This is a genomic window from Streptomyces sp. NPDC048171 (assembly GCF_043202655.1).
Lineage (GTDB): Bacteria > Actinomycetota > Actinomycetes > Streptomycetales > Streptomycetaceae > Streptomyces.
This window is the reverse complement of sequence record NZ_JBIDAU010000012.1, coordinates 1-26,372: the sequence shown is the minus strand read 5'-3', so window position 1 is coordinate 26,372 and position 26,372 is coordinate 1. Positions and strand designations below refer to the sequence as shown.

The following is a 26,372-nucleotide window of genomic DNA, read 5'->3' as shown; positions in this document are numbered from 1 at the left end:
ATTGAGCGCGCAAGGCTGTGACGGGGGCTTCTCGCGCGGTCGGCGGGGCGACGGGGTGCTGTGGGGCGCGCGTTCTAGAAGCAGCGAATGAACAACGTGTATCACCAGATCCCATCTGCGTAAAGTTTGGTAACATAATTTCACAGATCATCACGGGTGGCCGTCGGCCGCACCACGAACCCGGACACCAGCAGGAGCATCAGATGCCGACCCTCGGAGCCATCGCAGACGATTTCACCGGCGCGACCGACCTCGCGACCATGCTGGTCGCCCGCGGTTTCCGGACCGTGGTCGCCGTCGGCCCCGAGGCGGTCGCCTCCCCCGGGCCGGACGCGACGGACCCGTGGCAAGGGACGGACGCCGTCGTCGTGGCCCTCAAGTCGAGAACGGCCCCCGTGGCGGAGGCGGTGGACACCTCGCTGCGAGCCCTGCGCGCCCTGCGGGCGATCGGCTGCCGGCGCATCTACTTCAAGTACTGCTCGACCTTCGACTCCACCCCGCGCGGCAACATCGGCCCGGTGACCGACGCCCTGCTGGCGGAGACCGGCGAGCGGCGCACCGTGGTGGTCCCCTCCTTCCCGGCCACCGGGCGCACGGTGCACGGGAGCCGCCTCTTCGTCCACGGCGAACCGCTCGACGAGAGCCCCATGCGCCACCATCCGCTCACCCCGATGCTGGACTCACGCGTCGACCGGCTGCTCCGCCCCCAGACGCGGCACCCCGTCGCCCGCCTCGGACTCGACACGGTCCGGGAGGGGGCCGCCGCCCTGCGCGCGGCCCTCGACGACACCGCCCTCGCCGGCGCGCTCACCGTCGTGGACGCGGTCGACGACGCGGACCTGCGGACCATCGCCGCGGCCACCTCGGACTTCGGCCTGGTGACCGGCGCGGCGGGGCTCGCCCTGGGGCTGGACGGTCCGCATCCGGACGAGGCCCGCGCCGCCCCCGCGTCCCGTCCGGGGGATCCGGGGGTCGTCCTCGCGGGCAGCGCCTCGGCGGCCACACGCGCGCAGGTCGCTCACGCCCTGCGTCGCCTGCCGCACCGGCGGCTGGACCTCGCCCGGCTCCGCGCCGACTTCGACGCGGAGCTCGCGGGACTCACGGCGTTCGTGCGCGGCCGCTGGGCCGAAAGCCCCGGCCTGCCGCCCCTGATCTACGCCGTCGCCGCGCCCGAGGACGTGGAGACCGACTCCCCGCCCGGCACCGAGCCGGCCTCGTCCCTCGTGGAGCGGGCACTGGCCGCCTGCGCGACGGCTCTCGTCGAGGCGGGGGCCCGTCGGCTGCTCGTGGCCGGCGGCGAGACGTCCGGCGCCGTCGTCACGGCGCTGCGGGCCCGCACGCTCGCGATCGGCGCTCCCATCGCGCCGGGTGTGACCTGGGCGCGCACCGAGGTACGGCCCGCGGGGGCCGACCACACGATCGACCTCGCCCTCAAGTCGGGCAACTTCGGCGGCACCGACATCTTCACGCAGGCATGGGAGCGGCTGGCATGAACGCCCTCGCACACGAACTCGTCGCGGCGGCCGCCCACCTCGCCGGTCTCGGGCTGAGCCCCGGCTCCTCGGGCAACGTCAGCGTCCGCGACGGCGACCGTGTCCTGACGACGCCGACCGGGGCCGACCTCGCGGCACTGGACCCCCACGGGCTGTCGGTGCTCGACCTCGACGGCCGCCACCTCGACGGGCCGGCGCCTTCCAAGGAGTACCCCCTCCACCTGGCCTTCTACCGGCGGGAGCACGCCACGCGGGCCGTCGTCCACCTGCACTCCCGGCACGCCGCCGCGGCCTCCTGCCGCAGCCCCTGGTCCGAGCGGAGCGCGCTGCCGCCGCTGACGCCGTACTTCGTCATGCGGGTGGGGCAGATACCGCTCCTGCCCTACGCGCCGCCCGGCGATCCGGCGCAGGCCGCCGGTCTGGAGCGGATCGCCTTCCCCTGCCGGGCCGCGCTGCTGCAGAACCACGGCCCGGTGGTCGCGGGGACGAGCCTGCGCGCGGCCACCGAGGGCGCGATCGAGGTGGAGGAGGCCTCCGCGCTCCACCTGCTCCTCGGCGACCAGCCGGTGCGCCTCCTGACGCCGGAGGAGGCGACCACGCTGGCCACGAGGTACGGCACCTACTGGGAGCCCGCCCGCTGAGCGGACCACCGGTCAGGTGCTGATGGTGGTGACCGCGTCGACGCCGTACGTGCGGGCGTAGCCGTTCTCGGTGCCGACGAGGAGGTCGACGACCTCGAAGTACCGGTCCCAGAAGGGTGTTTCGCGCAGGGCGTCGACGAGCAGCTGGTAGGCGTGGTGGTCGTCCGCCTCCCAGACCCAGACGTCGGTGACGCGCGCGGAGTAGAACTCCGTGTCGTAGAAGCGTGACCGTACGCCGGTGGTCCTCGCCCTGACGGCGGGGACGACCTGGGTGGTGAAGGCGTCGATCCGTTCCTCGACGGTCATGGCGAGCCATTCGGGTGTGGTCTTGACGAGCATGAACGCGGTGACCGGGGGTTCGGTCGTCTCGGGGGTGGTCATGGGTGTCTCCGGGCTCGGGGTGTGTTCGGGAGTGTCAGGAGAGGACGGCGGGTTCGAGGGTCTGCGCGCACCACTCTTCGAAGCTGGTCGGGGAGGCGGTGTCCGGGGTCCGGGTCACGCCGGCGTCGAGGCCGTCGTCCTTGGCGCGCTTCATGTCGACGATGGCCTGGACGAAGGCCGGATCGAGGCCGTACCCGACCAGGGTGGTGCGCACCTCGTCGGGGGCCTGGCGTTCGTAGCGGACGGGCAGGCCCAGCCGCTCGGTCATGATGCGGGCCAGGTCGTTGGGCGACAGGTCCTGCGGACCGAGGACCGGGACGCTGCCGGTGCCGGTCCAGGACCGGTCGAGGAGCAGGCCGGCGGCCGCGTAGGCGATGTCGGCGACGGCCACCATGGGTGCCTTGCGGTCGGCGTCGACGAGGTCGCTGAAGACGCCGTTCTCCCGGATCGAGCCGGCCTCCTCCAGGACGTTCTCGAAGAAGGAGGGGTTGGCCAGCGCCCGGTAGGCCACTCCGGTCCCGGCGATCAGGTCGTCCATGGCGAGGGACGCGGTGACGAGTCCGGCGCGGCCGGCGACCGGGGTGCCCCGGCCCAGGGCCGAGACGCCGACGACGTGGCCGACGCCGTGGACGGCGAGCGCGTTGGCGGCGGGGCGGGTGAAGCCGCGGTAGGCGTCCTCGGGGGTGCGGGAGCCGTCCGGCGGGACGAGCCAGAAGACGGCGTCGGCGCCCGCGAAGGCCCGGTCGACGACCGCGGGGTCGCCGTGCGAGCCGGTGACCACCTCGACCCGCTCGCGTACCGCGTCCGGCAGCCGCGCGGGGTCGCGCACGATCACGCGCAGTTCCTCGCCGCGGGCGGGGGCAGACTCCAGGAGCAGGGAGACCAGGTGGCGGCCGATGTTCCCGGTGGGAGCAGTGATGACGATCATGAATACCTCGTGGGTTCGCGCCGGTTCGGTACGCCCTCATCCTGCGAAGCCGCCGGGCGTTGCCACAATGGGAACTTCAGCAAGGGATCATTGCCCGGAACGGAACAACCCTGGTGAACAGCACAGATCCGGTCACGCCGGCCATCGACGCCAACCTCGTCGTCGCCCTAGACGCGCTGCTGGCCGAGCAGAGCGTCACCCGCGCCGCCGCCCGCATGCACACCTCGCCCGCCGCCATGAGCCGCACCCTCGCCCGGCTGCGCCGCGTGCTTCAGGACCCCCTCCTGGTGCGGGCCGGCCAGGCCATGGTGCCCACGCCCAGGGCGCTGGCCCTGCGGGACGAGGCCGCCACGGTGGTACGCCGGGTGGGCGCGCTCCTGACCCCGGCCACCGGCGTGGACCCGGCCGCCCTGCGCGGCACCCTCACACTTCAGGCCGCCGACCTGGTCGGTGCGGCGCTCGCCGCCGGACTGCTGGAACTGGCCGGCCGGGAGGCGCCGGGGGTCTCGCTGCGGTTCCGCGCCGAGGAACTGGAGGCCGGGCCGGCCCTCCGCGACGGCAGGATCGACCTGGAGGTCGGGGCCATCGACCACGCGGACCCGGAGACCCACGTCGAGGAGCTGGTCACCCTCCGTATGACGGCGGCCGTCCGGCCCGGTCACCCGCTCACCGACGGTCCTTTGACGCCTCAGCGGTTCGCCGCGGCCGAGCATGTCGTGGTCAGCCGGCGCGGACGCTTCACCGGACCCGTCGACACCGCCCTCGCCGAGCACGGACTGAGCCGCCGGGTCTCCGTCGTCCTGCCCGGCCATCTGGCCGCGATGACCCTGGCCGCCCGCAGTGACGCCGTCGCCCTGGTCCCCGCCGCCGAGCCCGGCGCCGCACCCTCGCCCTTCACGGAGCAGGCCGCGGTCCTGGGCCTGCGGCTGCTCGACATCCCGCTGGCCCTGCCGCCCGTGACCATCGGCATGGCCTGGCACCCTCGGCACACCGCCGACGGAGCCCACCACTGGCTGCGCGCGGCCGTCCGACGGGTCCTCCGGGTGTCCTAACGGCGCTGTCACGGCCCCGCCCCCGGGCGAAAAGGTCACAAACACGTGATTGAGGACGCCGTACGTGGGCACGCGTCCGCCCTGCAGTCTCCGCTTGCGCGCCCTCGGCGGCGGCGGAGACTGATACGGACGACGGCACTCCGGAAGGCCTGGGCGGATGAGTGAGCACGCGGCGCGTCCCGGCGCCGGGACGCGGCACGGGAGCGGCGGTGCCCCCTGCCCTGGCCCGGAGTCGATCCGCGAGCGGCGCGAGAGGCGCCGCGAGACACGCGAGGCCCCCGTCCGGACGTACCCGGACCGGATTGGCGTGGCCGCTCCAGGGCACCCCTCCCCCGCGATCGTGCCACGCGGCGCCTGGGCGTCACCCACTCCACGACGAAAGGCAGTCTCATGACGGACATCACGCCCGCCACCACCACGGACTCCGGCGCGCCGGTGGAAAGCGACGAACACTCGCTCACCGTCGGCCCGGGAGGACCGGTACTCCTCCAGGACGCCTACCTCATCGAGCAGATGGCGCAGTTCAACCGGGAGCGGATCCCCGAACGCCAGCCGCACGCCAAGGGCAGCGGTGCCTTCGGCCACTTCGAGGTGACGCACGACGTGAGCGCCTACACCAAGGCGGCCGTCTTCCAGCCGGGGACGACGACCGACCTGGTCATCCGCTTCTCCACGGTGGCGGGTGAGCGCGGCAGCCCCGACACCTGGCGCGACCCGCGCGGCTTCGCGGTGAAGTTCTACACCAGCCAGGGCAACTACGACATGGTCGGCAACAACACGCCGGTGTTCTTCGTCAAGGACCCGATGAAGTTCCAGCACTTCATCCGGTCGCAGAAGCGCCGGGCGGACAACAACCTGCGCGACCACGACATGCAGTGGGACTTCTGGACCCTGTCACCGGAGTCCGCCCACCAGGTCACCTGGCTCATGGGGGACCGCGGCATCCCCCGGACCTGGCGTCACATGAACGGCTACACCTCCCACACGTACATGTGGATCAACGCGGCCGGCGAGCGGTTCTGGGTGAAGTACACCTTCAAGACGGACCAGGGCATCGAGTTCTTCACGCAGCACGAGGCCGACCAGATGGCGGCGGCCGACACGGACTACCACACGCGGGACCTGTTCGAGCACATCCGTGACGGCGAGTTCCCGAGCTGGACCCTGTACGTGCAGGTCATGCCGTACGAGGAGGCCGCGGGCTACCGGTTCAACCCGTTCGACCTGACGAAGGTGTGGCCGCACGGCGACTACCCCCTCATCCCGGTCGGCCGCATGACACTGGACCGCAACCCGACCGACAACCACGCCGAGATCGAGCAGGCCGCCTTCCAGCCCAACAACCTGGTTCCCGGCATCGGCCCGAGCCCGGACCGCATGCTGCTGGCCCGGCTCTTCTCCTACGCCGACGCCCACCGCCACCGGATCGGCGCGAACTACCAGCAACTCCCCGTGAACGCCCCGGTCGTCGACGTCCACACGTACTCCAAGGACGGGGCGATGGCCTATCGGAAGACGAGCGACCCGGTCTACGCGCCGAACTCCAAGGGCGGTCCCGCCGCCGACACCGAGCGGTTCGGCACGCCGCCCAGCTGGGAGGCGGACGGGGCCATCACCCGCGCCGCCTACGTCGACCACGCCGAGGACGACGACTGGGGTCAGCCGGGCACGCTGGTCCGCGAGGTCATGGACGACGCCGCCCGGGACCGGCTGGTCGACAACGTGGTCGGTCACCTCCTCAACGGGGTGAGCGAACCCGTCCTCCAGCGGGCCTTCGAGTACTGGTCGAACATCGACAAGACCATCGGCGACCGCATCGCCAAGGGCGTCCGGGCCAAGGCGGACGAGAAGGACCCCAAGGCCGCCGAGCAGGGCAACCCGGCCCGACGGTCCATGCAGGAAAAGGCCTGACGCCGGGAGGCGGTCGGACACGCGGGGTGCGCGCCGGTCGGCGCGCACCCCGCTCGCCGTTCGGCGGACAAACGCGTTGCCGGACGCGGTGATCGGCCGCTACGGTGCCGGGCGATCGGACCGTGTCCGCACAACACCCCATGACCTACGCGGCGTTCGTCGCCCGCGCCACGGACGATCCCGATGTGGTCGGACTCGTCCTCAAGGGGTCCCACGCCCACGACGGCATGGCCACCCGCCACTCCGACCACGATCTGTACGTCGTGCCGGCCGACTCGGCCGGCACCGGGCTCGCCGGTCTCGACGGGTTCCGCTCGGCCGGGCTGGATCTCGTCGTGGTGACGGTCGCGGAGTTCCGCCGGCTCGGCGGCTTCGAGCGATACGCGCTCGCCCGGGCCCGGGTCGTGCTCGACCGGCTCGACGGAGGTGTCGCCGAGATGGTGGCCGCGAAGGGGCGGCTCGACACCGGGGAGGCGTCGCGGGTGGCGGCCGAGTGGCTGGACGCCTACGCGAACTCCCTCTACCGCTCGGTCAAGAACGCCCGCGACGGACACCCGCGCGCGGCGCGCCTCGACGCGGGTGACAGCATCGGCTTCCTGCTGGAACTGCTGTTCGCCCTCGAACGTCGTCCGCGTCCCTACAACAAGTACCTGGAGTGGGAACTGGAACGCTTGACCGGTGACGCGGACGTGCAGCGGGAACTGTTCGGCCGGGTGGAGACCGCGGCGCGCGCGGCCGGCCACGCGGCGGTGCTGGACGCGTGGGCCGAGGACCTCGGGCTGATGCGCCTCACGTAGCGGGGGGCGTCCCTCAGGTCGCCGTCGCGGCGGCCGCGGCGCGTCCGGCCTCGCGACCGGAGAACAGGCAGCCGCCGAGGAAGGTGCCCTCCAGCGACCGGTAGCCGTGCACGCCGCCACCCCCGAAGCCCGCCACCTCTCCGGCGGCGTACAGACCCGGCACCGGATCGCCCGCGGCGTTCAGGACGCGGCCGGAGAGGTCGGTCTGGAGGCCGCCGAGGGTCTTGCGGGTGAGGATGTTGAGGCGGACCGCGATCAGCGGGCCCGCGCCGGAGTCCAGGATCCGGTGGACCGAGGCGGTCCGGCTGAGCGTGTCCCCGGGGTAGGCCAGTGCGTTGCGGATGCCCATGACCTGGACGTCCTTGGTGTACGGGTTGTCGATCTCGCGGTCGCGGGCCTCGATCTGGCGTTGGAGACCGTCCAGCGCGATCAGGTTGTCGCCGGTCAGCTTGTTCATGCCGCGGACCAGTTCGGGCAGGGTCGTAGCGACGACGAAGTCCACGCCGTTCTTCTTGAACTTCTCGATGGGCTCCGGCGTCTGCCAGATGCGGGAGAGGAGCTTCCAGACGTTCTTCTCCGTGAGGTCAGGGTTCTGCTCGGAGCCGGAGAGCGCGAACTCCTTGGCGATGATCTTCTGTGTGGTGACGAACCAGGAGTAGTCGTAGCCGGTGCCGGTGATGGACTTCAGGGTGTGCAGGGTGTCGTAGCCGGGGATGTCGGGCGTGCCGAAGCGCCTGCCGGTGGCGTCGAACCACATGGACGACGGCCCGGGCAGGATGCGGATGCCGTGGCCGGGCCAGATCGGGTCGTAGTTTCTGAGGCCCTCGGTGTAGTGCCACATGCGGTCCGGGTTCACGATCCGGCCGCCCGCCTCCTCGGTGATCGCGAGCATGCGGCCGTCCACGTGCGCGGGCACACCGGTGATCATGGACTTGGGCGGGGTGCCGAGCCGGGCCGGCCAGTTCCGCCGGACGAGATCGTGGTTCGCGCCGATGCCGCCGGAGGTCACCACGACGACCGGGGCGCGCAACTCGAACTCGCCGACCACGGTGCGGGAGCTGGGTTTGCCGCGCTGAGCGGTGCTCGGTTCGAGGATGGCGCCGCGTACGCCGGTGACGGCGCCGCCGGTCGTCACAAGGCCGTCGACCCGGTGCCGGAACTTGAAGGCGACCTTGCCGTCGGCGCGCGCCGCCCGCACCTTCTTCTCGAAGGGCTCGACGACCGCGGGGCCGGTCCCCCAGGTGACGTGGAAGCGCGGCACCGAGTTGCCGTGCCCGTCCGCGAGACCGCCGCCCCGCTCGGCCCAGCCGACGATCGGGAACCACTGCACGCCCAGCCCGGCGAGCCAGGACCGCTTCTCGCCGGCGGCGAAGTCCACGTACGCCTCGGCCCACTTGTACGCCCAGTGGTCCTGGCCGGAGGGGTCGCCGACGCCCCGGTCGAAGCCGGCCGTGCCGAGCCAGTCCTGCCAGGCCAGTTCGCGCGAGTCCTTGACGCCCATCAGGCGCTGCTCGGCGGAGTCCACGAAGAAGAGACCGCCGAAGGACCAGAACGCCTGGCCGCCCAGGCTCGCCTCGGGTTCCTGGTCGAGGAGCAGCACCCTGCGGCCCGCCGCGGCGAGTTCGGCCGTGGCCACCAGACCCGCGAGACCGTGTCCGACCACGATCGCGTCCGCCGCCTGGTCCTCGGCCGCGAAGGCGGGCATCGCCTGGGCCAGCGTCGCCGCCGCGAGCACTCCCCCGGTCACGGTCAGGGCGTTGCGGCGAGTGATCCCGGCAGGTGCCGGCGTGTTCTGCATGGGCTGCCTTCCGACGGTGTACGGAGGGGCGGAGGGACACGGGAGTCACTCCTGCGCCAACAGGGTGTTACCGACGGTAGCCCAGCGGGTGTCCGACGACCAGAGCGCTGCGTCGTCTTCGTGAACCGCCTTGCCCCGTACATCCGTTGACCCCTGCGGGGGCTCACCGGCTCAGACGAGTTCGGGCTGCGGCTCGGTCGGCCTCGGCGGCTCCGGCTGCCGCGCGGGCTCGGGCTTCGGCTCCCACGCCCGGGTGGTCCGCAGGTACCCGAACACCACCGACGCCATCGCGAGGAGGAGCAGCGGTCCGGCCACCCACGGGTACGCGGCCATCTCCTCCGGGAGCAGGCGGTACGAGACCAGCAGCACCGCGAACACCGTCGTCCCGTGGGCGACCAGCCGGACGGCCGAGCGGTCCCAGCCGCGGGCGAACGCGCGCATCGCCGCCTCGACGGTGAGCGCGAACACCACGCCGGCGATGAGGTCCACCCCGTAGTGGTAGCCGAAGCCCAGCGTCGCGGTCAGGGTGGTGACCAGCCAGAAGGTCCCGGCGTACCGCATCGGACGCGATCCCCTGCGCGAGTGGACGAAGAGCGTCGTCGCCCACGCCGTGTGCAGACTGGGCATGCAGTTGCGCGGGGTGATCTCGTCGAACGGCACCGCGTGCGGGGCGCCGATCGAGGGCAGGGTGTCCGGCCACAGGTTGGCCACCGCCCACTGCCCGCCCTCGGCCCCGTAGGCGTACACGGGCCCGACGACCGGGAAGATCATGTAGACGGCGGGCCCGAGAAGGCCGATGACGAGGAAGGTGCGGACGAGATGGTGGTTCGGGAAGCGGCGCTCGACCGCCACGTGGCGCAGTTGGTACAGGCCGACCAGGGCCGCCGCCAGCGGTAGCTGACCGTAGACGACGTGCAGGATGCCGCCCCCGACCGGCGAGGTGGCCTCCACCACCCGGCCGACCAGCCAGGAGGGATCGCCCAGCGCGTGGTCGGCGGTCGCCAGATAGGGGTCGAGCACCGCCGGGCGGGTCTCCGACGTGATGAGCAGCCAGGTGTCCCCCGTCTTGTGCCCGGCCACCAGCAGCAGCCCCAGCCCGACACCCTTCAGCAGCAGCGCCCGTTCCCGGCCGGTACGGCGCGTGACGGCGACGACCGCGCAGCCCAGGACCACCCACAGGGCGCCGTTGCCGAAGTTCATGTCCGCGCCGACCGCCCAGCGCACCGGCCACAGCACGAGGTCGACGCCGATCGCCACACCGGCCGCGACGAACCGCTGCCGCCAGGTGAGCACCACCATCGTCAGCGCGAGCCCCGCGTAGAGCAGCGGCCCGGAATCCGGGGCGAAGACCACCTCGCGTGCCTGCTGGGTGATCGGCCCCGGCTCGCCGTAGTGGCGCGCGGCGAACTCCAGCGCGATGAGGAACCCGAGGGTCGCCACACCCGCCGCGGCCCAGAGCGTCGTTCGCGCGGATATTCGTGTCGGTATGGTTTTCAATTATTTGGCCTGATTGCTAGTGGTCGGACAAACGGGTCACTCATGGCGATCGTCACGAGTTCGAACATGCTAACGGCAGGCTGTGCGGGACCTGATCGCCCGTTGTGCGTCCGGCGGCCCGCCGCGTTCGGCCTCGCCGAGGGACCGGATCAGCGCCTCGCGGGCGCGGGCCACGCGGGAGCGGACCGTGCCGACCGGGCAGCCGATGAGTTCGGCGGCCTCCGCGTAGGAGACACCGACGAGTTGGGTGAGGACGAAGGCCTCGCGCCGGTCGGGCGGCAGCGCGTCGAGGAGTTCGGCCAGGGCGATGCCGTCGTCGAATCCCGGCAGCCCGTGTTCCTGGGCACACTCGGCGGCGGTCTCCCAGTCCTCGGTGGCCAGCAGCCGGGGCCGGGCGGACGCGTGCCGGTAGCTGTCGATCACCGCGCGGCGGGCGATGGCCAGCAGCCAGGTGCGGGGGGACGAGCGGCCCTCGAAACGGTGCAGGCTGCCGAGCGCCCGCAGAAAGGTGTCCTGGGCGAGGTCGTCGGCAGACTGGGGGTCGGCGCCGAGGTGGGTGACGAAGCGGCGGACGTCCCGCTGGTGGGCTCGGACGAGGTTCTCCACGGCCCGCGGGTCGCCGCCGCGGACGGCCGTCGCCCAGAGCGCCGCCGACTCGTCGGCGGACGTCCGCTCCTGACGTGCTCTCGCGGCGCGCGCCGACCGGTCGGGGACGGCGGAGGGGGCAGGACTGATCACAGGCTGTCCTTCTCGTGAGTCCGGAGTGCCGGCACACGACGCGCGGCATGCGGCACCGCGTGCGCGTACGTCCGGATTCCGGACCCGGCGGCGCGGAGTGCGCGGCGGGGGCCCGGTGGTGGGGTGGGAGTGGCGGACGCACCCGCGGGGCGGTGTACGTCCGGCGCCCGGTCCGGCCCGGCGTACAACGCCCGGCGCGGTCGGGGGACCGGCTGTCTCAGACGACAGCGGTCCCCGCGGGCGGACCCCGAGAAGTGATCGCGTGAACGAGGAGCAGTCGCGGCGGCCGGTGGGCCGCGTGGCCGCGGCGCGGGACGGGACGCGGCCGGTGCGGTGGCACCGGGAGCGTGAGGACCAGGCGCAGCGGGGCGGCCAGCCATCCGGCGACGGCCCGCAGGATGCGGAAGACCGCGCGCTCGCCGTACGCCAGCCACAGGCCGCTCAGCAGCGCGGCCAGCAGGTGGGCGGCGAGCATGCCCGACGAGGACATCGCCTCCATGACCGGGCCGAAGCCGGTCGTCGAGTCCATGGCGCCCGCCGGTCCCGCGGCGGAGCCGCCGTGCGCGGCGGGATGCATGGCGTGGCCCAGGTGGGCCATGCCGGCCGTGTGATCGGGGGCGGGGGCTCCGCCGCCCATGGGCATCGGGGACGCGGGCGGCGCCGTGAGCCGCTGGGCGCAGGAGAACCACTCGTGCAGTGCCGTCTGGGCGACCACGACGACGGACGACACGAGGAGGACCCCTCGCTCCCGGCCGGCCAGGCACCATCCCGCACCGCCGGTCACGGTGACCGCGGTGACGAGGGCCCACCAGGGCACGGAGGTGCCCGACATCAGGACGTGCCCGAGGGTGGCGAGCAGCACGCAGACGGCCGCGAACACCGCGGCCCGCGTTGTGCGGCAGCACCACCCAGCAGTCATGGCGGCTCATCCTCGCATTCACAGCCCCGCTGTCATGAGAGGGATACGAAACTTCCCCGCCCGGGAACCGCGCGCCGGTGCGTGATTCACGTCACACACCGGCGTGCGACCGCTTGTCAGGCCGTGTGCTGGTAGGCCGGGTAGGTCAGATAACCGGCGTCGCCGCCCTGGTAGTAGGTGTCCTCGTCCACCGGGGCGACCGGGAGCCCGGTGCGCAGCCGCTCGACCAGGTCGGGGTTGGCGATGAACCCGCGGCCGAAGCTGATGAGGTCCGCGCCGAGCCCGAGCCAGTGGTCGGCCTCGTCCCGCCCGGCCTGCTTCGGCCCCATCGGCAGCACCGGGTTCATGATGAGCGTGCCCGGCCAGGCGCGGCGCAGACCGACCAGCACCTCCTCCTCGGCGGTGGCCTCGACGTGGACGTAGGCGAGATCGAGGCGCGCCAGTTCGGTCAGCAGCTCGGCGTACAACTCGGGGACGTCGGTCTCCTCGACGCCCCAGAAGGTCCCGGCCGGGGAGAGGCGGATGCCGGTCCGGTGGGCGCCCACGGCCTCGGCGGTCGCGGACACCGCCTCGACGGCGAAGCGGATCCGGTTGGCCACCGGGCCTCCGTAGCGGTCGGTGCGGAGGTTCGCGTTGGAGGAGAGGAACTGCGAGATGAGGTAGCCGTTGGCGCCGTGCAGTTCGACCCCGTCGAACCCGGCGTCGACGGCGCGGCGGGCGGCAGCGGCGTAGGAGAGGGCGTGTTCGGGCACCTCGGCGGTCTCCAGGGCGCGCGGAGTCGGCGCCTCCTGGGGGCCGGCCGGGGTGAACACCTGCCCGACGGCGGGGACGGCCGAGGGGCCGACGGGCCGCATGCCCGTGGTGTCCGGGTGCGAGACGCGCCCCCCGTGCATGATCTGGGCGAAGATCCGTCCGCCGTTGGCGTGCAGGGCGCCGGTCACCGGGCGCCAGGCGGCGACCTGTTCGTCGGTGTACAGCCCGGGCGTACCCGGATTGGACTGTCCGACGAGGCTCGGCTGGACGCCTTCGGAGACGATCAGTCCGGCCGAGGCGCGCTGGGCGTAGTACGTCGCCATCGACGGCGTGGCCAGCCCGCCCGCCGCGGCGCGGACGCGCGTCATCGGGGCCATCACCATCCGGTTGGGCAGGGTCAGTTCACCGAGCGGGTAGCTGTCGAAGAGGGACGTCACGTCGGAACTCCTTGGTCGCGCGGGGCCCGGATGTCGGGCACGGCGGCTACGCTAGAACCTGACACTGACGTCAGAGGCAAGGGTCTGTGTCGCGGATCACAGCGAGCAGTCGGGAGTACGGCATGCGCATCGGGGAGCTGGCGTCACGGGCCGGGGTCAGCGTGCGGTCCGTCCGCTACTACGAGGACCAGGGACTGCTGACCAGCACCCGCAGCCCGAGCGGCCAGCGCCACTACACGGACCACGAGGTCGAGCGGGTCAGGTTCCTCCAGCGGCTCTACGCGGCGGGTCTGTCCAGCCGCACCATCGCCGAACTGCTGCCGTGCGTCGACTCGCCCAGCGAGGACAACTCCGACGCGGCCCTGGAGCGCATGGCACAGGAGCGCGACCGGCTGTCCGAGCACATCGCGGAACTCATCAGCACCCGGGACGCGCTCAACGCGCTGATGGCCGGGGCGCGCGAGTACCGGGAGACCCACTGGGCGACGGCGACGCACCACTGACCCCACAGGTTGCCTAATCGCGTTAGGCACACTCATAATCTTCTACGGTTGCTCGGCAGGTGACGTGGAGGACGAGTGTGGCGCGGGCAGGACTGACGACGGAGACCCTGTTCAGGGCGGGGGCGGAGCTGGCCGACGAGATCGGGTTCGAACACACCACGCCCACGGAGCTGGCCCGGCGGTTCGGGGTACGCACGGCGAGTCTCTACTCGCACGTGAAGAACGCCCACGAACTCAAGACCGGCATCGCGCTGTTCGCTCTCGAGGAGCTGGCCGACCTGGTCTCCGAGGCGGTGGCCGGACGGGCGGGCAAGGACGCGCTGACCGCTTTCGCCAACGCCTACCGCGACTACGCGCTCCGGCACCCGGGCCGTTTCGCCGCCGCGCGGTTCCGCCTCGATCCCGAGGCGGCGGCGTCGAGCGCCGGCGCGCGGCACGCCCAGATGTCGCGGGCCGTCCTGCGCGGGTACGACCTGGCCGAACCTCAGCAGACGCACGCCGTACGCCTGTTGGGCAGCGTCTTCAGCGGATACGTCGGCCTGGAGACCGCCGGGGGTTTCAGCCACAGCGCACCCGACTCGCAGGAGAGCTGGACGGAGATCCTCAACGCGCTGGACTCCCTGCTGCGCACCTGGCCGACCGGCGGTGAAGGAGCACGCCCACAGCGCCCGTCGGCCTGAAGCCGTCCGCATCACAGGCGTCCGGATCACTCGTCGCGGGCGCGGGATAGGCTCCGGCCTGCCAGCCCCCGGACGTGACAGGCAAGGAGTCGGCGATGGGCCCACAGGACGCGCGGGACCATCCGGCCGCGCCCGGCGCGCAGGAAGACGCCCTGGACACGGCCCGGCGACTCCGCGCGATCGGCGAGGAGTTGTCGGACCGCTTCTACGAACGGGCCGACGTGGTGCGGACGCTGCTGGTGACACTGCTGGCGGGCCGGCACTCCCTGATACTGGGCCCGCCCGGGACGGCGAAGTCCGAGCTGGCCCGGGAACTCACGGGCAGGATCGAGGGGGCGTCGTACTGGGAGATCCTGCTGTCGAAGTTCACGGCGCCGACACGGATGTTCGGCCCGATCGACGTCGCCGCGCTGTCCCGGGGCGAGTACCGCCAGGTCTACGAGGGTCGCGCCACGACCGCGCACGTCGCGTTCATCGACGAGATCTTCAAGTGCTCCACGGCGGCGCTGAACGAGACGCTGGGCTACCTCAACGAACGGATCTACCACCCCGAGAGCGGCGGAGAGCCCGTCCGCTGCCCGCTCATCGGGGCCATCACGGCGAGCAACGAACTGCCCGCCGGAGAGGACTCGGCCGCCATCTACGACCGGCTTCTGGTACGGATCGAGGTCTCGTACCTGGAGGACCCCTCGAACTTCGCCGCGCTGGTCCGCTCCGCCGTCGGCAGACCGGCCCCGCCGCCGCGGACCACGGTGGAGCTGGCCGCGCTGCAGGACGCCGTGACCGGGGCCGTCCCGGCCGTCGACGTCCCCGACGCGATCGTGGACGCGGTGTGCACGCTGCGCGCGGCCCTGCGCCGCAAGGAACTGGTCGCCTCCGACCGGCGCTGGCGGCAGGCGGTGGGCCTGCTCCAGGCCTCCGCCTACCTCGACGGCCGCAGCTCGGTCGGCGAGAGCGACCTGTCGGTGCTGACCCATGTGCTGTGGCACTCCCCCGCCGAACGCCCGACGGTCGAACGCGAGGTGCTGCACCTGGTGAACCCCGACGCCCGCGAGGCCCTGGACCTCGCCGACACCATCGACGAACTGGAGACCCAGCTCGACGCCATGGCCGGGCAGTCCCGCGAGGCGCTGAGCGAGTGGGTCATCAAGAAGGCCCACAACCAGCTCGCCACAGCCGGTACCCGGCTGGAGAAACTGCGGGAGGAGGCGGTAGTGGCCGGCCGTTCCACCGCCGCCATCGACCGGGTCACCGGCCGCCAGCGCGCCGTCCGCGCCCGGGTGCTCACCGAGGCCCTCGGCGTGGACGCGAGTACGGTGCGGTCCCGGCTCTGAGGACGAGGGGCGATCAGGACCGTGGACGAGATCCCGGCCCGACTCGAGGGTCTGGCGGCCCGGGCCGCGCCATGGCTGACCGGGTCGGCCACCCCTCCCGCACGCCACACCACAGCCGTGGTGGCCGACCGTTTCGACCGGATGGCCTGGCGCGACACCTACGAGCAGTCGCCCGCCCTGCGCGACCTGGCCGCGGAACTGGGCGAGCGCCACGCGCACGCCACCGACCTGCTGACCGACGCGTTCCTGGCCGCCTACCGAGTCGGCCCCCGCCTGCGCGAACCCGGCGAGATGGACCCCACCCGGCTGGTCAACCACCGTGTCGTAGAGGCCCTGCTGGAGTCGCCGCACTTCGCCGAACTGCACCGCGAGACGGCCGGCGACGCATACGCCGCCGCCATGGCCGTACTCGCCCAGGCCGGTGCGCTGCGGCGGATGCTGGACGACTCCGGGGACGCGCAGGACCGCGCGGAGCGGGCGGGCCGGGCCCGCGGGGACGCCGAGGACGCGGCCACCGCCGTCGCCGAGGCGCTCCGGCGTGCCGCCGACGAGGCCGGCGAGGACGGCACCGTGCCCGGTCCGGCCGCCGACGCCGTAGAACGAGCGATGGAGAGCGCTCGGGCCCACGCCCGGCAGACCGCCCAAATGGCCGGTGAGGCGCTCGCCGTGCCGCTTCCGGGGATGCCCGCCGCCGCGCGCGGCGGGGTGGCGAAGGCCGTGGCGGCCGCCCGGGAGGAGGCCGCGCTGATGCGGGCCTGGGGCGTCGGTTCCGGCGAGCTGGAGCGGATGCCCTTCGAACGGCGCGCCCGGCTCGCCGAGCGGCTGCGCACCAGCCGGCTCGCGCGGTGGGCCGAGCTGATCGGCCGCTTCCGGCAGATGGCCGAAGGCGAGCGCGCCCGCAAGGTGGAGAACGCGACCGGCGAGCTGATCGGTGTCACGCTCGGCGACGACCTCTCCCGTGTCATCCCCTCGGAACTGGCTCATCTCGGCCTGACGGAACTGCGTGCGGTGTTCGCCGCACGCTACGCCGCCGGGGAGCTGATGCTCTACGACAGCCAGGGCGAACAGGCCACCGGCCGGGGCGCGGTCATCGCCTGCGTGGACACCTCGCACTCCATGTACGAGGCCGGGCCCGGCGGGATCACCCGGGAGGCGTGGGCGAAGGCGTGCGCCCTGGCGCTGCTGGACCAGGCCCGCCGGGCGGGACGCGACTTCGTCGGCATCCTCTTCTCCGCCGCCGACAGACTCCAGGTCTTCCGCTTCCCCGCCGACGAGCCCGCCGACCTCGGCCGGACCCTCGACTTCGCGGAGACCTTCCTCGGCGGCGGCACCAGCTACCAGCGGCCCCTGTCGGCGGCGGGCGAGCTGCTGCGGGAGGAGTTCGACGACGCCGCCCGCAGGCGCGGGGACATCGTGATGCTCACCGACGACGACTGCGGCGTCACCGAGGAGTGGATGCGCGACTGGAACGAGACCAAGCGCCTGCTGGGCTTCCGGGTCTTCGGTGTCGCCATCGGCACCCCGCGGGTCGCCGAGGCCGGGTCGGTCCTGGAGGCCCTGTGCGACAACCTCCGCTCGGTCGAGGACTTCACCGACGTGCACGCCGCCGCCGACCTCTTCCGCGTGATCTGACGCCCCAGGGCCTCCGGTCCCGCCCGCTTCCGCGCCCCGTTACGGCTTGCGGGCCACCGCGCCGTACATCGCGATGTCCTCGTCGCGGATGCCCTGCTCCCCCGCGCCGTCCGGGTGCCACTTGTGCACCTGGACGATGCCGGGCTCGACCAGGTCCAGGCCGTCGAAGAACTCGTGCGCCTCGTCGAGGGTGCGCAGCCGCATCGGCATGTCGCGGGCCGCGTACTCCCGCGCGACCCGGCCGACCTCGTCCGGGGCGAACTCGGCGGTGCCGATGGTCATCGCCAGGTAGCTGCCCGACGGCAGGGGCTCCAGGAGGCGGCGGACGATACCGACCGCGTCGTCCTCGTCGAGGACGAAGTGCACGATCGCGATCACGGTGAGCGCCACCGGCCTGCCCAGGTCCAGCGTCTTGCGGAACTCGGCGGAATCGAGGACGTCCTCCGGATGCTGGAAGTCCGCCTCGATGTACGTCGTCCGGCCCTCGGGCGTGCTGGACAGCAGCCCCTGGGACAGGGTGAGGACGATCGGGTCGTTGTCCACGTAGACGACGCGCGACTCGGGCGCCACCGACTGCGCGATCTCGTGCAGGTTGGGTGAGGTCGGGATGCCGGTGCCGATGTCGAGGAACTGGCGTATGCCCGCCTCCTCCGCCAGCCAGCGCACCGCGCGGTTCATCCAGTCCCGGTTGGCGCGCATGTGCACGGGCAGCGCGGGCCACTCCGCGGCCATCGCGTCGCCCGCCTCCCGGTCGGCCGGGTAGTAGTCCTTGCCTCCCAGGATGTAGTCGTAGATCCGGGCCGAGTGCGCGTGCTCGGTGTCGATCCGGTCGGCCGGCCATCCACTGTCGGACAACGTCCGCCCCTCTCCGTCAAGTCGTGCGGTACCAGTGATCTCTCGGTGGAACCTACGGCAACCGGCGCGTTCAGTAGAGGAAGTCGGCCTGTCCCGCCTTCACACCGTCCAGGAAACGCGTCATCTCGTGGGGCGTGAAGACCAGCGCGGGGCCGTCCGGGTCCGCGGACTGGCGCAACGCGATCCGCCCGTCGCCCAGCCTGCGCACCTCGACGCAGGCGCCGCCCGCGTCGTCGCTCCACGGCTTGACCCACTCGTGGGGGCCCGTTTCCGGGGACGGCGTCCCGGGGCCGGCGGAGTGCTGTGGGTGCTGGTCCATTCAGAGCTCCTTGCGTAGCGCGCCGAGGAGTTCCTCGGTGCTCCGGGCCGGTACCGCCTGGGCGCCCAGGCGGTCGAGCGCCTCGCGGTAGACCACCACGTCGTCGCCCTTGTCCAGGTAGACGGCGCCCACGAGACCGCTGAGGTAGACGATGTCGGGGAGTTCGGGAGCCCGGAAGCGGAAGACGTGGAACGCGCCGGCCCGCATCGCGGGGTGGGGGCCCTGGGCGAACGGCATGATCTGGAGCGTGACGTTGGGCAGCCGGCCCACCTCGATCAGGTGGTCCACCTGCTCCCGCATCACCTCGGCGCCGCCGACGGGCCAGCGCAGGACCGTTTCGTCCATGACGACCCACAGCCGGGGCGGCTCGGGGCGGGTGAGGATCTCCTGGCGCCGCATGCGCAGAGCTACCCGGCGCTCGGTGGCGACGGAGGAGGCGTGCGGATTGCCGGCGCTCAGCAGGGCCCGCGCGTAGGCCGGGGTCTGGAGCAGTCCGTGCACGAACTCGGGCTCGTAGGCGCGGATGTGCAGGGCCGCCTGCTCCAGGCTGAGGTAGGCGGCGAACCAGTCCGGCATCACGTCGCGGTAGGTGTGCCACCAGCCCCGCTTGTTGGCCTCGCGGGCCGACTTCAGGAAGGTGTCGATCTCCTGCTGGTCGCGGACGCCGTAGTACTGGAGCAGCTTCTCCACGTCCGGCAGCCGCAGGCGGGCCACCTTCGCCGCCTCCATGCGCCGGATCGTGGAGTGGCTCACCCCGATCGACTCGGCGGCCTGTTCGAAGGACAGACCGGCCCGGGTGCGCAACTCCTCCAGCTGTCTGCCGAGGATCATGCGCAGCACGGAGGGGGCACCGCCCCAATCGGTCTCCGAGGTCACACCATCTCCTTCTTCGCGGCTGCGCGCCCGGCCCCGGGTGCGCAGTCTGCCACGGCGGGCGTCCCCGTCCGAGGAGCATGCATCCACTCAGCTGCAAATTTCAACTTGCCGGTTGCGTACGGTTGCTGACGGATGACAGAGTGGTTCCACCGCCCCATTTCTTCACGTCCGGGTCGGTCTCGCATGACAACGTTCTCCTGGTGATCCGCCGGTTGTGCGCGTCGGCAGACCGCGCTCCCCTCCCGGCCAAAGGACACCCCCCATGGACCTGCAGCACACCCGTGATCCACGTCCGTCCACGGCCCTCGCCCCGCTCCCCCTGCCCGCCGGACTGCGTACCGGTCTCGGGCACGACGCGGTGGGCACCTCGCCGGACCACGGCGAGCGCATCCTGGCCCGCCTGCCCCGGGCGGGCTGCGTCTTCGCCGACCGGGGGCGCTGGTGGTGGATCGTGCCGTCGGGCTCCGACATCGGGGTCGCGTGGCCGCACGGCGCCCTCTACGTGAGCGGCGACCCTTCCTGGACCCGCGCGCGGGCACAGACCCCGGCCTCCGGTCCCCGCATGGTCCACGGACCCGACGGCGACTCGCCGTACACCGCGCCCATACCGCTGTACTTCCTCGTCTGCCGGCTCGCCGGGGTGACGCCGCGCTGGTCCCTGACCCCCTGAAGGGACGCGGGCCGCCGGGACGGATTCCGGTTCATCTTCCGAAGCTGGAGCGCCTTCCTCCGATTCATTTCGTTCATCTTATTGACATGTACAGGGGAGCACTACAACGTTGCAAGTCCCCCCACACCAAGGAGGACCGTGTGCTTTCCCCACGCAAGCTGACGGCGTCCCTGGCCGTCGCGGCGTCCCTCGGCGCCGTCGCCGTCGTCACAGGGCCGGCCGAACCGGCCTCGGCCGTGCCGGACACGATCCCGCTCACCCTGAAGAACGACTCGGGCAGCGGCGAACAGGTCCACGTGTACGTGATCGGCACCGAACTGGCCTCCGGCAAGCAGGGCTACGCCGACGAGAACGGAACCTTCCACGCCTGGCCGGCCGGTGGCGCCCCGCCGGTCCCGGCCCCCGACGCGTCCTTCGCCGGCCCCGCAAACGGCGGGTCAAAGACCGTTCGGCTTCCGAAGTTCTCGGGCCGCGTCTACTTCTCCTACGGCCAGAAGCTGGACTTCCGGCTCGCCGACGGCGGGCTCGTCCAGCCCGCCGTGCAGAACGCCGACGACCCCAACCACGACACCCTGTTCAACTGGACGGAGTACACGCTCAACGACTCCGGTCTGTGGATCAACTCCACCCAGGTGGACATGTTCTCGGCCCCCTACTCCGTCGGTCTCACCGCGGGTGACGGCTCGACCAAGCACACCGGTTCGCTGAAGCCCGGCGGCTACAAGGCCGTGGCCGACGGACTCGCCCAGCAGGGCGGCGGCTGGGAGGGGCTGGTCCAGAACCGCGCCGACGGAACGCCGCTGCGCGTGCTCGCCCCCGGTCACGGCACAGGCTCCGGCGACCTGCCCGCCGGGGTGATGGACGACTACATCGACCGTGTCTGGAGCAAGTACGCCACCGACACGCTGACGGTCACACCGTTCAAGGACCAGCCGGACACCAAGTTCTCCGGCAAGGTCAACGGGGACCGGATGGACTTCACCGACGGCTCCGGTGCCGTGGTGACCTCCTTCGAGAAGCCGGACTCCGACTCCGTCTTCGGCTGCTACAACAAGCTCGACGCACCCAACGACATGGTGCGCGGCCCCATCTCGCGGACCCTGTGCGCCGCCTACAACCGGTCGACGCTGCTCACCAACTCGGAGCAGCCGGACGCCGACGCCTCGGGCTTCTACCAGGACGGCGTCACCAACCACTACGCCCGCCTGATCCACGCGCAGATGCAGGACGGGAAGGCGTACGCCTTCGCGTTCGACGACGTCGGGGCCCACGAGTCGCTGGTGCACGACGGCGACCCCAAGGACGCGGCGATCACCCTGGAGTCCTTCGGCTGACCGGCCGGTCCCACCCGCGCCCGGACAGTCCACACCGCACCACCATCCCCCCACCCGAGTGCCCGCTCCCGCGTCGTGGGAGCGGGCCCACGAAAGGGAGAGACATGAACTCCCCACGTCTGATCCGCAGTTGCCTGCTCACCACCCTGTCGGTCGGTCTGGTGGCCGCCGCCGCGGTCACGCCCGCGCACGCGGACCGCCCGGCGGAGACCGCCGCGGCCGTGACGTTCTCCGACACCTTCGACGGACCCGCCGGGTCCGGTGTCGACTCCGCCAAGTGGCAGCTGGAGACCGGCGACAACGTCAACAACCACGAGCGGCAGTACTACACGCCCGGAACCGACAACGCGAAGCTCGACGGACAGGGCAACCTGGTGATCGAGGCCCGCCGCGAGAACCCGGGCAACTACCAGTGCTGGTACGGGTCGTGCGAGTACACCTCCGCGCGGCTCAACACCTCGGGCAAGTTCACCGCCACCTACGGGCACGTCGAGGCCCGGATGAAGATCCCGCGCGGGCAGGGCATCTGGCCCGCGTTCTGGATGCTGGGCCAGGACATCGGCGAGGTCGGCTGGCCCAACTCGGGCGAGATCGACATCATGGAGAACGTCGGCTTCGAGCCCTCGACCGTCCACGGCACCATCCACGGCCCCGGCTACTCCGGCTCGGGCGGCATCGGCGCGGGCTACACCCTGCCGAACGGCGAGGCCTTCGCGGACGCCTTCCACACCTTCGCGGTGGACTGGGCCCCGGAGAAGATCACCTGGTCGGTCGACGGCAACGTGTACCAGACGCGCACACCGGCCGATCTCAACGGCAACCAGTGGGTCTTCGACAAGCCGTTCTTCCTCATCCTGAACCTCGCGGTCGGCGGCTACTGGCCGGGCGACCCCGACGGCTCGACCACCTTCCCGCAGCAGTTGGTCGTCGACGAGGTGAAGGTGACCACGAGCGACGGCTGACGGCCGGGGGTTCCGCCTTTCCGGGCCGGCGTTGAGTCGATCGCCGCGCCCGCACGTAGGGAGTACGGGAGTAGTCCCGTACTCCCTACGGCCGCGTCGTGCGCGGCCGCACGCCGCACGACCCGAGGGAGCGCCCACCGATGAGCACCGCACGCCTGAACGACCGGCTGACCAGGCAGCAGCCCCTGGTCCTCGGCCTGTTCCGCATCGTCCTGGGCCTGCTGTTCACCAGTGAGGGCGCCGCGACGGTCTTCGGGCTGCTGGACCGGCCGGCCAGCCCCGTGGGCGACTGGCCGTTCTGGTACGCCGGGGTGATCGAGCTGGTGGCCGGCGCCCTCGTCCTGGTCGGCGCGGCCACGCGCGGTGCGGCGTTCATCGGCTCGGGGATCATGGCGTTCGCCTACTTCACCGAGCACCAGCAGGACGGCCTCTTCCCGCTCCAGAACGGCGGACTGTCCCCGGCGCTGTTCTGCTGGGGCTTCCTGCTGCTGGTCTTCTTCGGGCCGGGTGCCCTGGCCCTGTCAGGGCGAGGTGGTCGTGGCCCCGGCGGCGCCTGAGGCGTCGTCCTCCGGGGTGGCCGGGGGCGGGAAGATCAGATCCTCGAGCGCGTCGGCGGCGAAGAGGAAGGCCATCATCACGACCGGTAGGAGAAGCGCGAGCAGAATCACAGGACCTCCCGGTAGGTCGGTCTGTGGGCTTCGTGGCCCGGCTACCAGGATGACCCCGAATGGCGGAACGCGCACGGCGGGGGCGGGGGCCCCGGCAACCGTGCACAATTTCGAACAGGCGTTCCGGGGGTGACCCGAACCCCTTCCCGCACGCCGCACCGTGACCCTCACCTGCACCTCAGGTGATCCTTTGGCCAACCGTTCATGCATATGCAGAACGAATGTGCGGCGCAACCTCTGCCCATGACATCGCCGTTGGGTCCGTATGGAACCTCCGATCGAGATCAACTACAGCGATGTCGACGTCTGGACCGTCGTGGAGATCCGCGGCGAGGTGGACGTGTACACCGTGCCCACGATCAAACAGCACATGATCGAGCGGCTCGCGGACGGACTCCGCCGGTTCGTCATCGACCTGCGCGGGGTGTCGTTCATCGACTCCATGGGCCTGGGCGTCCTGGTCGGCGCCCTCAAACGGGTCCAGGCCGTCCGCGGCGAGCTGAAACTGGTCATCACCGACGCCCACACCAAGCAGCTCTTCGCGCTGACCGGGCTGCGCCACGTCTTCCCCATCTACGACTCGGTGTACCAGGCGAGACGTACGTCCTGACCGGATGTCTTCTTGACGGTGGGCTCCGCCGGCCCCATATTCACCAGCATCCCCTCGACAACCCCCACAGAGGTGACCTGTGAGAGGCCTCAGACCCTGGGCTGCCGCCCACGCAGCCACCGCCCTCCTCCTTCTCACCACGGCTCTCACCCCCGGCACCTCTTCCGCGGCCTCCTCCCCACCGGGCGGGCCCGCCTTCGCCACACAGCCCGCCAGGGCGGCACTCGCCCGCCTGCTCCCCCGCCATGTCTCGCAGTTCAGCCTGGTCCCGGCAGCCCGCCCCGCGTCGGGCGACTACTTCAGCGTCTCCGGCCAAGCGGGCCAGGTGCGCGTCCGGGGCACCAGCCCGGCGGTGATCCTCAGCGGCGTCAACTGGTACCTCAAGCACACGGCGAAGGTGGACCTCGGGTGGCCGGGGCGGAGTACGGCGAAGCTGCCGCACACGCTCCCGGCGCCCACCGGGACCGTCCACCGGCAGGCGTCGGTGCCGCACCGCTTCGCGCTCAACGACACCGACGACGGCTACTCCGGCGCCTACCGCGACTGGGCCTCGTACGAACGGCAGATCGACCTGCTCGCCCTGCACGGGGTGAACGAGGTCTTCGTGCAGATGGGCGCCGACGCCGTCTACCACCAGACGTTCCAGGAGTTCGGGTACTCCGGCAAGGAGCTGAGGTCCTGGATCCCCGGTCCGGCGCACCAGCCGTGGTGGCTGATGCAGAACATGTCCGGCTTCGCCGGTCCGGTCTCCGAGCGGCTTCTCCAGGACCGCGCCGGCCTCGGGCGCCGGATCGCGGACCGGCTGCGACGGCTCGGCATGACCCCGGTGCTGCCCGGCTACTTCGGCACGGTGCCCCCGGGATTCACGGAACGCAACCCCACCGGGCCGGTCGTCCCGCAGGGCGACTGGGTCGGCTTCCAGCGGCCCGACTGGCTCGATCCGCGCAGCGAGGTCTTCGGCCGGGTCGCCGCCTCCTTCTACCGCCACCAGCGTGAGCTGTTCGGCGACTCGTCGATGTTCAAGATGGACCTGCTGCACGAGGGCGGCCGACCGGGGAACGTGCCGGTCGGGGACGCCGCCCGGGCGGTGATGGACGCTCTGCAGACCGCCCGTCCCGGTGCCGTCTGGACCCTGATCGGCTGGCAGAAGAACCCTTCGCCGGAGATCATCGACGCCGTCGACAAGAGCAGGCTGCTCATCGTCGACGGGCTGTCCGACCGCTACAACGGGCTCGACCGGGAGACCACCTGGCACGGCGCGCCCTACGCCTTCGGCACCATCCCCAACTTCGGCGGCCACACCACCATCGGCGCCAACACGGCGGTCTGGGCCGAGCGTTTCGACCAGTGGCGCACCAAGCCCGGCAGCACCCTTGCGGGCATCGCCTACCTGCCCGAGGGCACCGGCGGCAACCCGGTCGCCTACGAGCTGTTCACCGAACTGGCCTGGCGGACGGACCCGGTGGACCAGCGGGCCTGGTTCGCCGACTACGCGTCCCGCCGCTACGGCGGCCCCAACCCGCACGCGGCCCGCGCCTGGGAGCTGCTGCGCACGGGCCCGTACAGCACGCCCTCCGGTACCTGGAGCGAGGCGCAGGACAGCCTGTTCACCGCCCGTCCCCGGCTGAACGCGACCACGGCGGCCAGCTGGAGCCCCGGCGCGATGCGCTACGACCCGGCCACCGTGCGGGAGGCGCTGGCCGAGTTGCTGCAGGTCTCACCGTCGCTGCGGGCGACCGACGCCTACCGCTTCGACCTGGTGGACGTCGCCCGTCAGGCGCTGGCCAACCGCAGCCGGTCGCTGCTCCCGGAGATCAAGACGGCCTACGACGCCAAGGACCTGTCCCGCTTCCGTGCGCTGGCCGCGGAGTGGAAGGGCGACCTGGCGCTCCTCGACCGGCTGCTGGCGACCGACACCCGGTTCCTCCTCGGGCCGTGGCTGGAGGACGCCAAGTCCTGGGGCCGCACGCCGGCCGAGCGGGCCGCCGCCGAGTTCGACGCCCGTTCGATCCTCACCACCTGGGGGCACCGCTCCGGCAGCGACACCGGCGGGCTGCGGGACTACGCCAACCGGGAGTGGTCGGGGCTCGTCCGCGACTTCTACGCGATGCGATGGACGACGTACCTCGACTCCCTCGACGCGGCGCTGGTCACCGGCCGCCCTCCGTCCGCCGTCGACTGGTTCGCGCTGGAGAACGCCTGGAACCAGGAGCGCGACCGCTACCCCGTCCATCCCTCGGGCGACCCCGTGGCCGCGGCCACCGCGGTCCTCGCCGCCCTGCCCGCCCCCGCGGGCCGCTGACGGTACGTCACGTTCGTCACGAACAGTCCCGCACCGAGCTACGAGGGAAGGACCGCGCATGCGCTTCACCGTGCTCTCGGAACCGGACGGCAGACGCTCGGCCAGACGTGCGGGTGCCGTCGTGGCCGTGCTGAGCGGTCTGGCTCTGGCCCTGACGACGACCACCGCACACGCCGCGCCCGGCGACCCCGGCGACCCCGACGTCATCGCCCACCGCGGCTCCTCCGGCATGGCACCCGAGAACACCGCCGCCGCCATCGACCTCGCCGTCACCCAACGCGC

The 26,372-nt window shown here is 72.0% G+C and carries 26 protein-coding genes and 1 pseudogene; 16 read left to right on the top strand and 11 right to left on the bottom strand.

The features are described from left to right. Positions 1 to 203 precede the first annotated feature (203 nt). Positions 204 to 1,493: a 3-oxo-tetronate kinase gene (gene otnK / locus ACGF3J_RS30500; RefSeq protein WP_393855228.1), complete on the top strand. Its 1,290-nt coding sequence runs from the start codon at positions 204 to 206 to the stop codon at positions 1,491 to 1,493. After that, a complete protein-coding gene (locus tag ACGF3J_RS30495) occupies positions 1,490 to 2,134 on the top strand; it encodes a class II aldolase/adducin family protein (protein WP_161330606.1) in 645 nt (214 codons plus the stop codon). The genes otnK and ACGF3J_RS30495 overlap by 4 nt, the downstream gene beginning before the upstream one ends. 12 nt (positions 2,135 to 2,146) lie before the next feature. Here the strand turns inward: ACGF3J_RS30495 and ACGF3J_RS30490 are convergent, their stop codons facing one another. Both ACGF3J_RS30490 and ACGF3J_RS30485 read right to left on the bottom strand, forming a co-directional pair. Continuing rightward, positions 2,147 to 2,515 carry a darcynin family protein gene (locus tag ACGF3J_RS30490; protein ID WP_161330607.1) on the bottom strand — a complete coding sequence of 123 codons (369 nt, stop codon included), beginning with the start codon at positions 2,513 to 2,515 and terminating at the stop codon, positions 2,147 to 2,149. Between the two features lie 34 nt (positions 2,516 to 2,549). Further along, positions 2,550 to 3,443 (bottom strand): NAD(P)H-binding protein, encoded by an 894-nt coding sequence (locus ACGF3J_RS30485; protein ID WP_161330608.1) that lies wholly within the window; start codon positions 3,441 to 3,443, stop codon positions 2,550 to 2,552. A gap of 113 nt (positions 3,444 to 3,556) precedes the next feature. Here ACGF3J_RS30485 and ACGF3J_RS30480 point away from each other — a divergent pair, with 113 nt between their 5' ends. The 3 genes from ACGF3J_RS30480 (at position 3,557) to ACGF3J_RS30470 (ending at position 7,203) form a co-directional block, all read left to right on the top strand. Beyond that, a complete protein-coding gene (locus ACGF3J_RS30480; protein ID WP_161330609.1) occupies positions 3,557 to 4,495 on the top strand; it encodes a LysR family transcriptional regulator in 939 nt (312 codons plus the stop codon). Between the two features lie 390 nt (positions 4,496 to 4,885). Continuing rightward, positions 4,886 to 6,406 carry a catalase gene (locus ACGF3J_RS30475; protein WP_161330610.1) on the top strand — a complete coding sequence of 507 codons (1,521 nt, stop codon included), beginning with the start codon at positions 4,886 to 4,888 and terminating at the stop codon, positions 6,404 to 6,406. Positions 6,407 to 6,528: 122 nt separating this feature from the next. Further along, complete coding sequence (locus tag ACGF3J_RS30470; RefSeq protein ID WP_161330611.1) at positions 6,529 to 7,203, top strand: hypothetical protein; 675 nt, start codon at positions 6,529 to 6,531, stop codon at positions 7,201 to 7,203. Positions 7,204 to 7,216: 13 nt separating this feature from the next. On the opposite strand, the gene ACGF3J_RS30465 is transcribed toward ACGF3J_RS30470, so the two are convergent. The 5 genes from ACGF3J_RS30465 to ACGF3J_RS30445 form a co-directional block, all read right to left on the bottom strand. Beyond that, positions 7,217 to 9,001 (bottom strand): FAD-binding dehydrogenase, encoded by a 1,785-nt coding sequence (locus tag ACGF3J_RS30465; protein ID WP_161330612.1) that lies wholly within the window; start codon positions 8,999 to 9,001, stop codon positions 7,217 to 7,219. A gap of 171 nt (positions 9,002 to 9,172) precedes the next feature. Beyond that, positions 9,173 to 10,498 (bottom strand): phosphatase PAP2 family protein, encoded by a 1,326-nt coding sequence (locus tag ACGF3J_RS30460; protein WP_161330613.1) that lies wholly within the window; start codon positions 10,496 to 10,498, stop codon positions 9,173 to 9,175. 69 nt (positions 10,499 to 10,567) lie between these two features. Next, positions 10,568 to 11,236 (bottom strand): sigma-70 family RNA polymerase sigma factor, encoded by a 669-nt coding sequence (locus tag ACGF3J_RS30455; RefSeq protein WP_161330614.1) that lies wholly within the window; start codon positions 11,234 to 11,236, stop codon positions 10,568 to 10,570. Positions 11,237 to 11,453: 217 nt separating this feature from the next. Beyond that, positions 11,454 to 12,155 carry a hypothetical protein gene (locus tag ACGF3J_RS30450; RefSeq protein ID WP_161329206.1) on the bottom strand — a complete coding sequence of 234 codons (702 nt, stop codon included), beginning with the start codon at positions 12,153 to 12,155 and terminating at the stop codon, positions 11,454 to 11,456. A 116-nt stretch (positions 12,156 to 12,271) separates the two neighbouring features. Beyond that, on the bottom strand, positions 12,272 to 13,345 hold the full coding sequence (locus ACGF3J_RS30445) for an alkene reductase (protein ID WP_161329205.1): 1,074 nt from the start codon (positions 13,343 to 13,345) through the stop codon (positions 12,272 to 12,274). Positions 13,346 to 13,467: 122 nt separating this feature from the next. Between ACGF3J_RS30445 and ACGF3J_RS30440 the strand changes: the two genes are divergently transcribed. The 4 genes from ACGF3J_RS30440 (at position 13,468) to ACGF3J_RS30425 (ending at position 17,494) form a co-directional block, all read left to right on the top strand. Continuing rightward, positions 13,468 to 13,848, top strand: a complete 381-nt coding sequence (locus ACGF3J_RS30440) for a MerR family transcriptional regulator (protein ID WP_161329204.1) — start codon at positions 13,468 to 13,470, stop codon at positions 13,846 to 13,848. 77 nt (positions 13,849 to 13,925) lie between these two features. Continuing rightward, positions 13,926 to 14,528, top strand: coding sequence for a TetR/AcrR family transcriptional regulator (locus ACGF3J_RS30435; RefSeq protein ID WP_161329203.1), 603 nt, complete (start codon positions 13,926 to 13,928; stop codon positions 14,526 to 14,528). 95 nt (positions 14,529 to 14,623) lie between these two features. Then, positions 14,624 to 15,862: an AAA family ATPase gene (locus ACGF3J_RS30430; protein WP_393855227.1), complete on the top strand. Its 1,239-nt coding sequence runs from the start codon at positions 14,624 to 14,626 to the stop codon at positions 15,860 to 15,862. A 21-nt stretch (positions 15,863 to 15,883) separates the two neighbouring features. Beyond that, positions 15,884 to 17,494 carry a VWA domain-containing protein gene (locus ACGF3J_RS30425; protein WP_393855226.1) on the top strand — a complete coding sequence of 537 codons (1,611 nt, stop codon included), beginning with the start codon at positions 15,884 to 15,886 and terminating at the stop codon, positions 17,492 to 17,494. Between the two features lie 39 nt (positions 17,495 to 17,533). On the opposite strand, the gene ACGF3J_RS30420 is transcribed toward ACGF3J_RS30425, so the two are convergent. The 3 genes from ACGF3J_RS30420 to ACGF3J_RS30410 form a co-directional block, all read right to left on the bottom strand. Further along, positions 17,534 to 18,349 (bottom strand): SAM-dependent methyltransferase, encoded by an 816-nt coding sequence (locus ACGF3J_RS30420; RefSeq protein WP_161325927.1) that lies wholly within the window; start codon positions 18,347 to 18,349, stop codon positions 17,534 to 17,536. Between the two features lie 70 nt (positions 18,350 to 18,419). Beyond that, the gene (locus ACGF3J_RS30415; RefSeq protein WP_161325928.1) at positions 18,420 to 18,668 is read right to left on the bottom strand and encodes a DUF397 domain-containing protein; all 249 of its coding nucleotides are present in this window, start codon (positions 18,666 to 18,668) and stop codon (positions 18,420 to 18,422) included. Continuing rightward, a complete protein-coding gene (locus ACGF3J_RS30410; RefSeq protein WP_125491164.1) occupies positions 18,669 to 19,544 on the bottom strand; it encodes a helix-turn-helix transcriptional regulator in 876 nt (291 codons plus the stop codon). 262 nt (positions 19,545 to 19,806) lie between these two features. Between ACGF3J_RS30410 and ACGF3J_RS30405 the strand changes: the two genes are divergently transcribed. The 4 genes from ACGF3J_RS30405 (at position 19,807) to ACGF3J_RS30390 (ending at position 23,067) form a co-directional block, all read left to right on the top strand. Continuing rightward, complete coding sequence (locus ACGF3J_RS30405; RefSeq protein WP_161325929.1) at positions 19,807 to 20,214, top strand: hypothetical protein; 408 nt, start codon at positions 19,807 to 19,809, stop codon at positions 20,212 to 20,214. A 140-nt stretch (positions 20,215 to 20,354) separates the two neighbouring features. Beyond that, positions 20,355 to 21,548, top strand: a complete 1,194-nt coding sequence (locus ACGF3J_RS30400) for a glycoside hydrolase family 64 protein (protein WP_161325930.1) — start codon at positions 20,355 to 20,357, stop codon at positions 21,546 to 21,548. 104 nt (positions 21,549 to 21,652) lie between these two features. Beyond that, complete coding sequence (locus ACGF3J_RS30395) at positions 21,653 to 22,510, top strand: family 16 glycosylhydrolase (protein WP_161325931.1); 858 nt, start codon at positions 21,653 to 21,655, stop codon at positions 22,508 to 22,510. A 140-nt stretch (positions 22,511 to 22,650) separates the two neighbouring features. Next, entirely contained in the window at positions 22,651 to 23,067 is a 417-nt protein-coding gene (locus ACGF3J_RS30390) for a DoxX family protein (RefSeq protein ID WP_161326093.1), read from the top strand. On the opposite strand, the gene ACGF3J_RS30385 is transcribed toward ACGF3J_RS30390, so the two are convergent. Then, positions 23,032 to 23,178 carry a hypothetical protein gene (locus ACGF3J_RS30385; protein WP_202557408.1) on the bottom strand — a complete coding sequence of 49 codons (147 nt, stop codon included), beginning with the start codon at positions 23,176 to 23,178 and terminating at the stop codon, positions 23,032 to 23,034. The genes ACGF3J_RS30390 and ACGF3J_RS30385 overlap by 36 nt on opposite strands. Before the next feature lie 265 nt (positions 23,179 to 23,443). On the opposite strand from ACGF3J_RS30385, the gene ACGF3J_RS30380 reads away from it, so the two are divergent. The 3 genes and pseudogenes from ACGF3J_RS30380 to ACGF3J_RS30370 form a co-directional block, all read left to right on the top strand. After that, positions 23,444 to 23,788 (top strand): STAS domain-containing protein, encoded by a 345-nt coding sequence (locus ACGF3J_RS30380; protein ID WP_161326092.1) that lies wholly within the window; start codon positions 23,444 to 23,446, stop codon positions 23,786 to 23,788. Between the two features lie 79 nt (positions 23,789 to 23,867). Beyond that, positions 23,868 to 26,090 carry an alpha-N-acetylglucosaminidase gene (locus tag ACGF3J_RS30375; protein ID WP_161326091.1) on the top strand — a complete coding sequence of 741 codons (2,223 nt, stop codon included), beginning with the start codon at positions 23,868 to 23,870 and terminating at the stop codon, positions 26,088 to 26,090. A 58-nt stretch (positions 26,091 to 26,148) separates the two neighbouring features. Beyond that, a pseudogene (locus tag ACGF3J_RS30370) lies at positions 26,149 to 26,372 on the top strand (hypothetical protein); the annotation flags it as partial.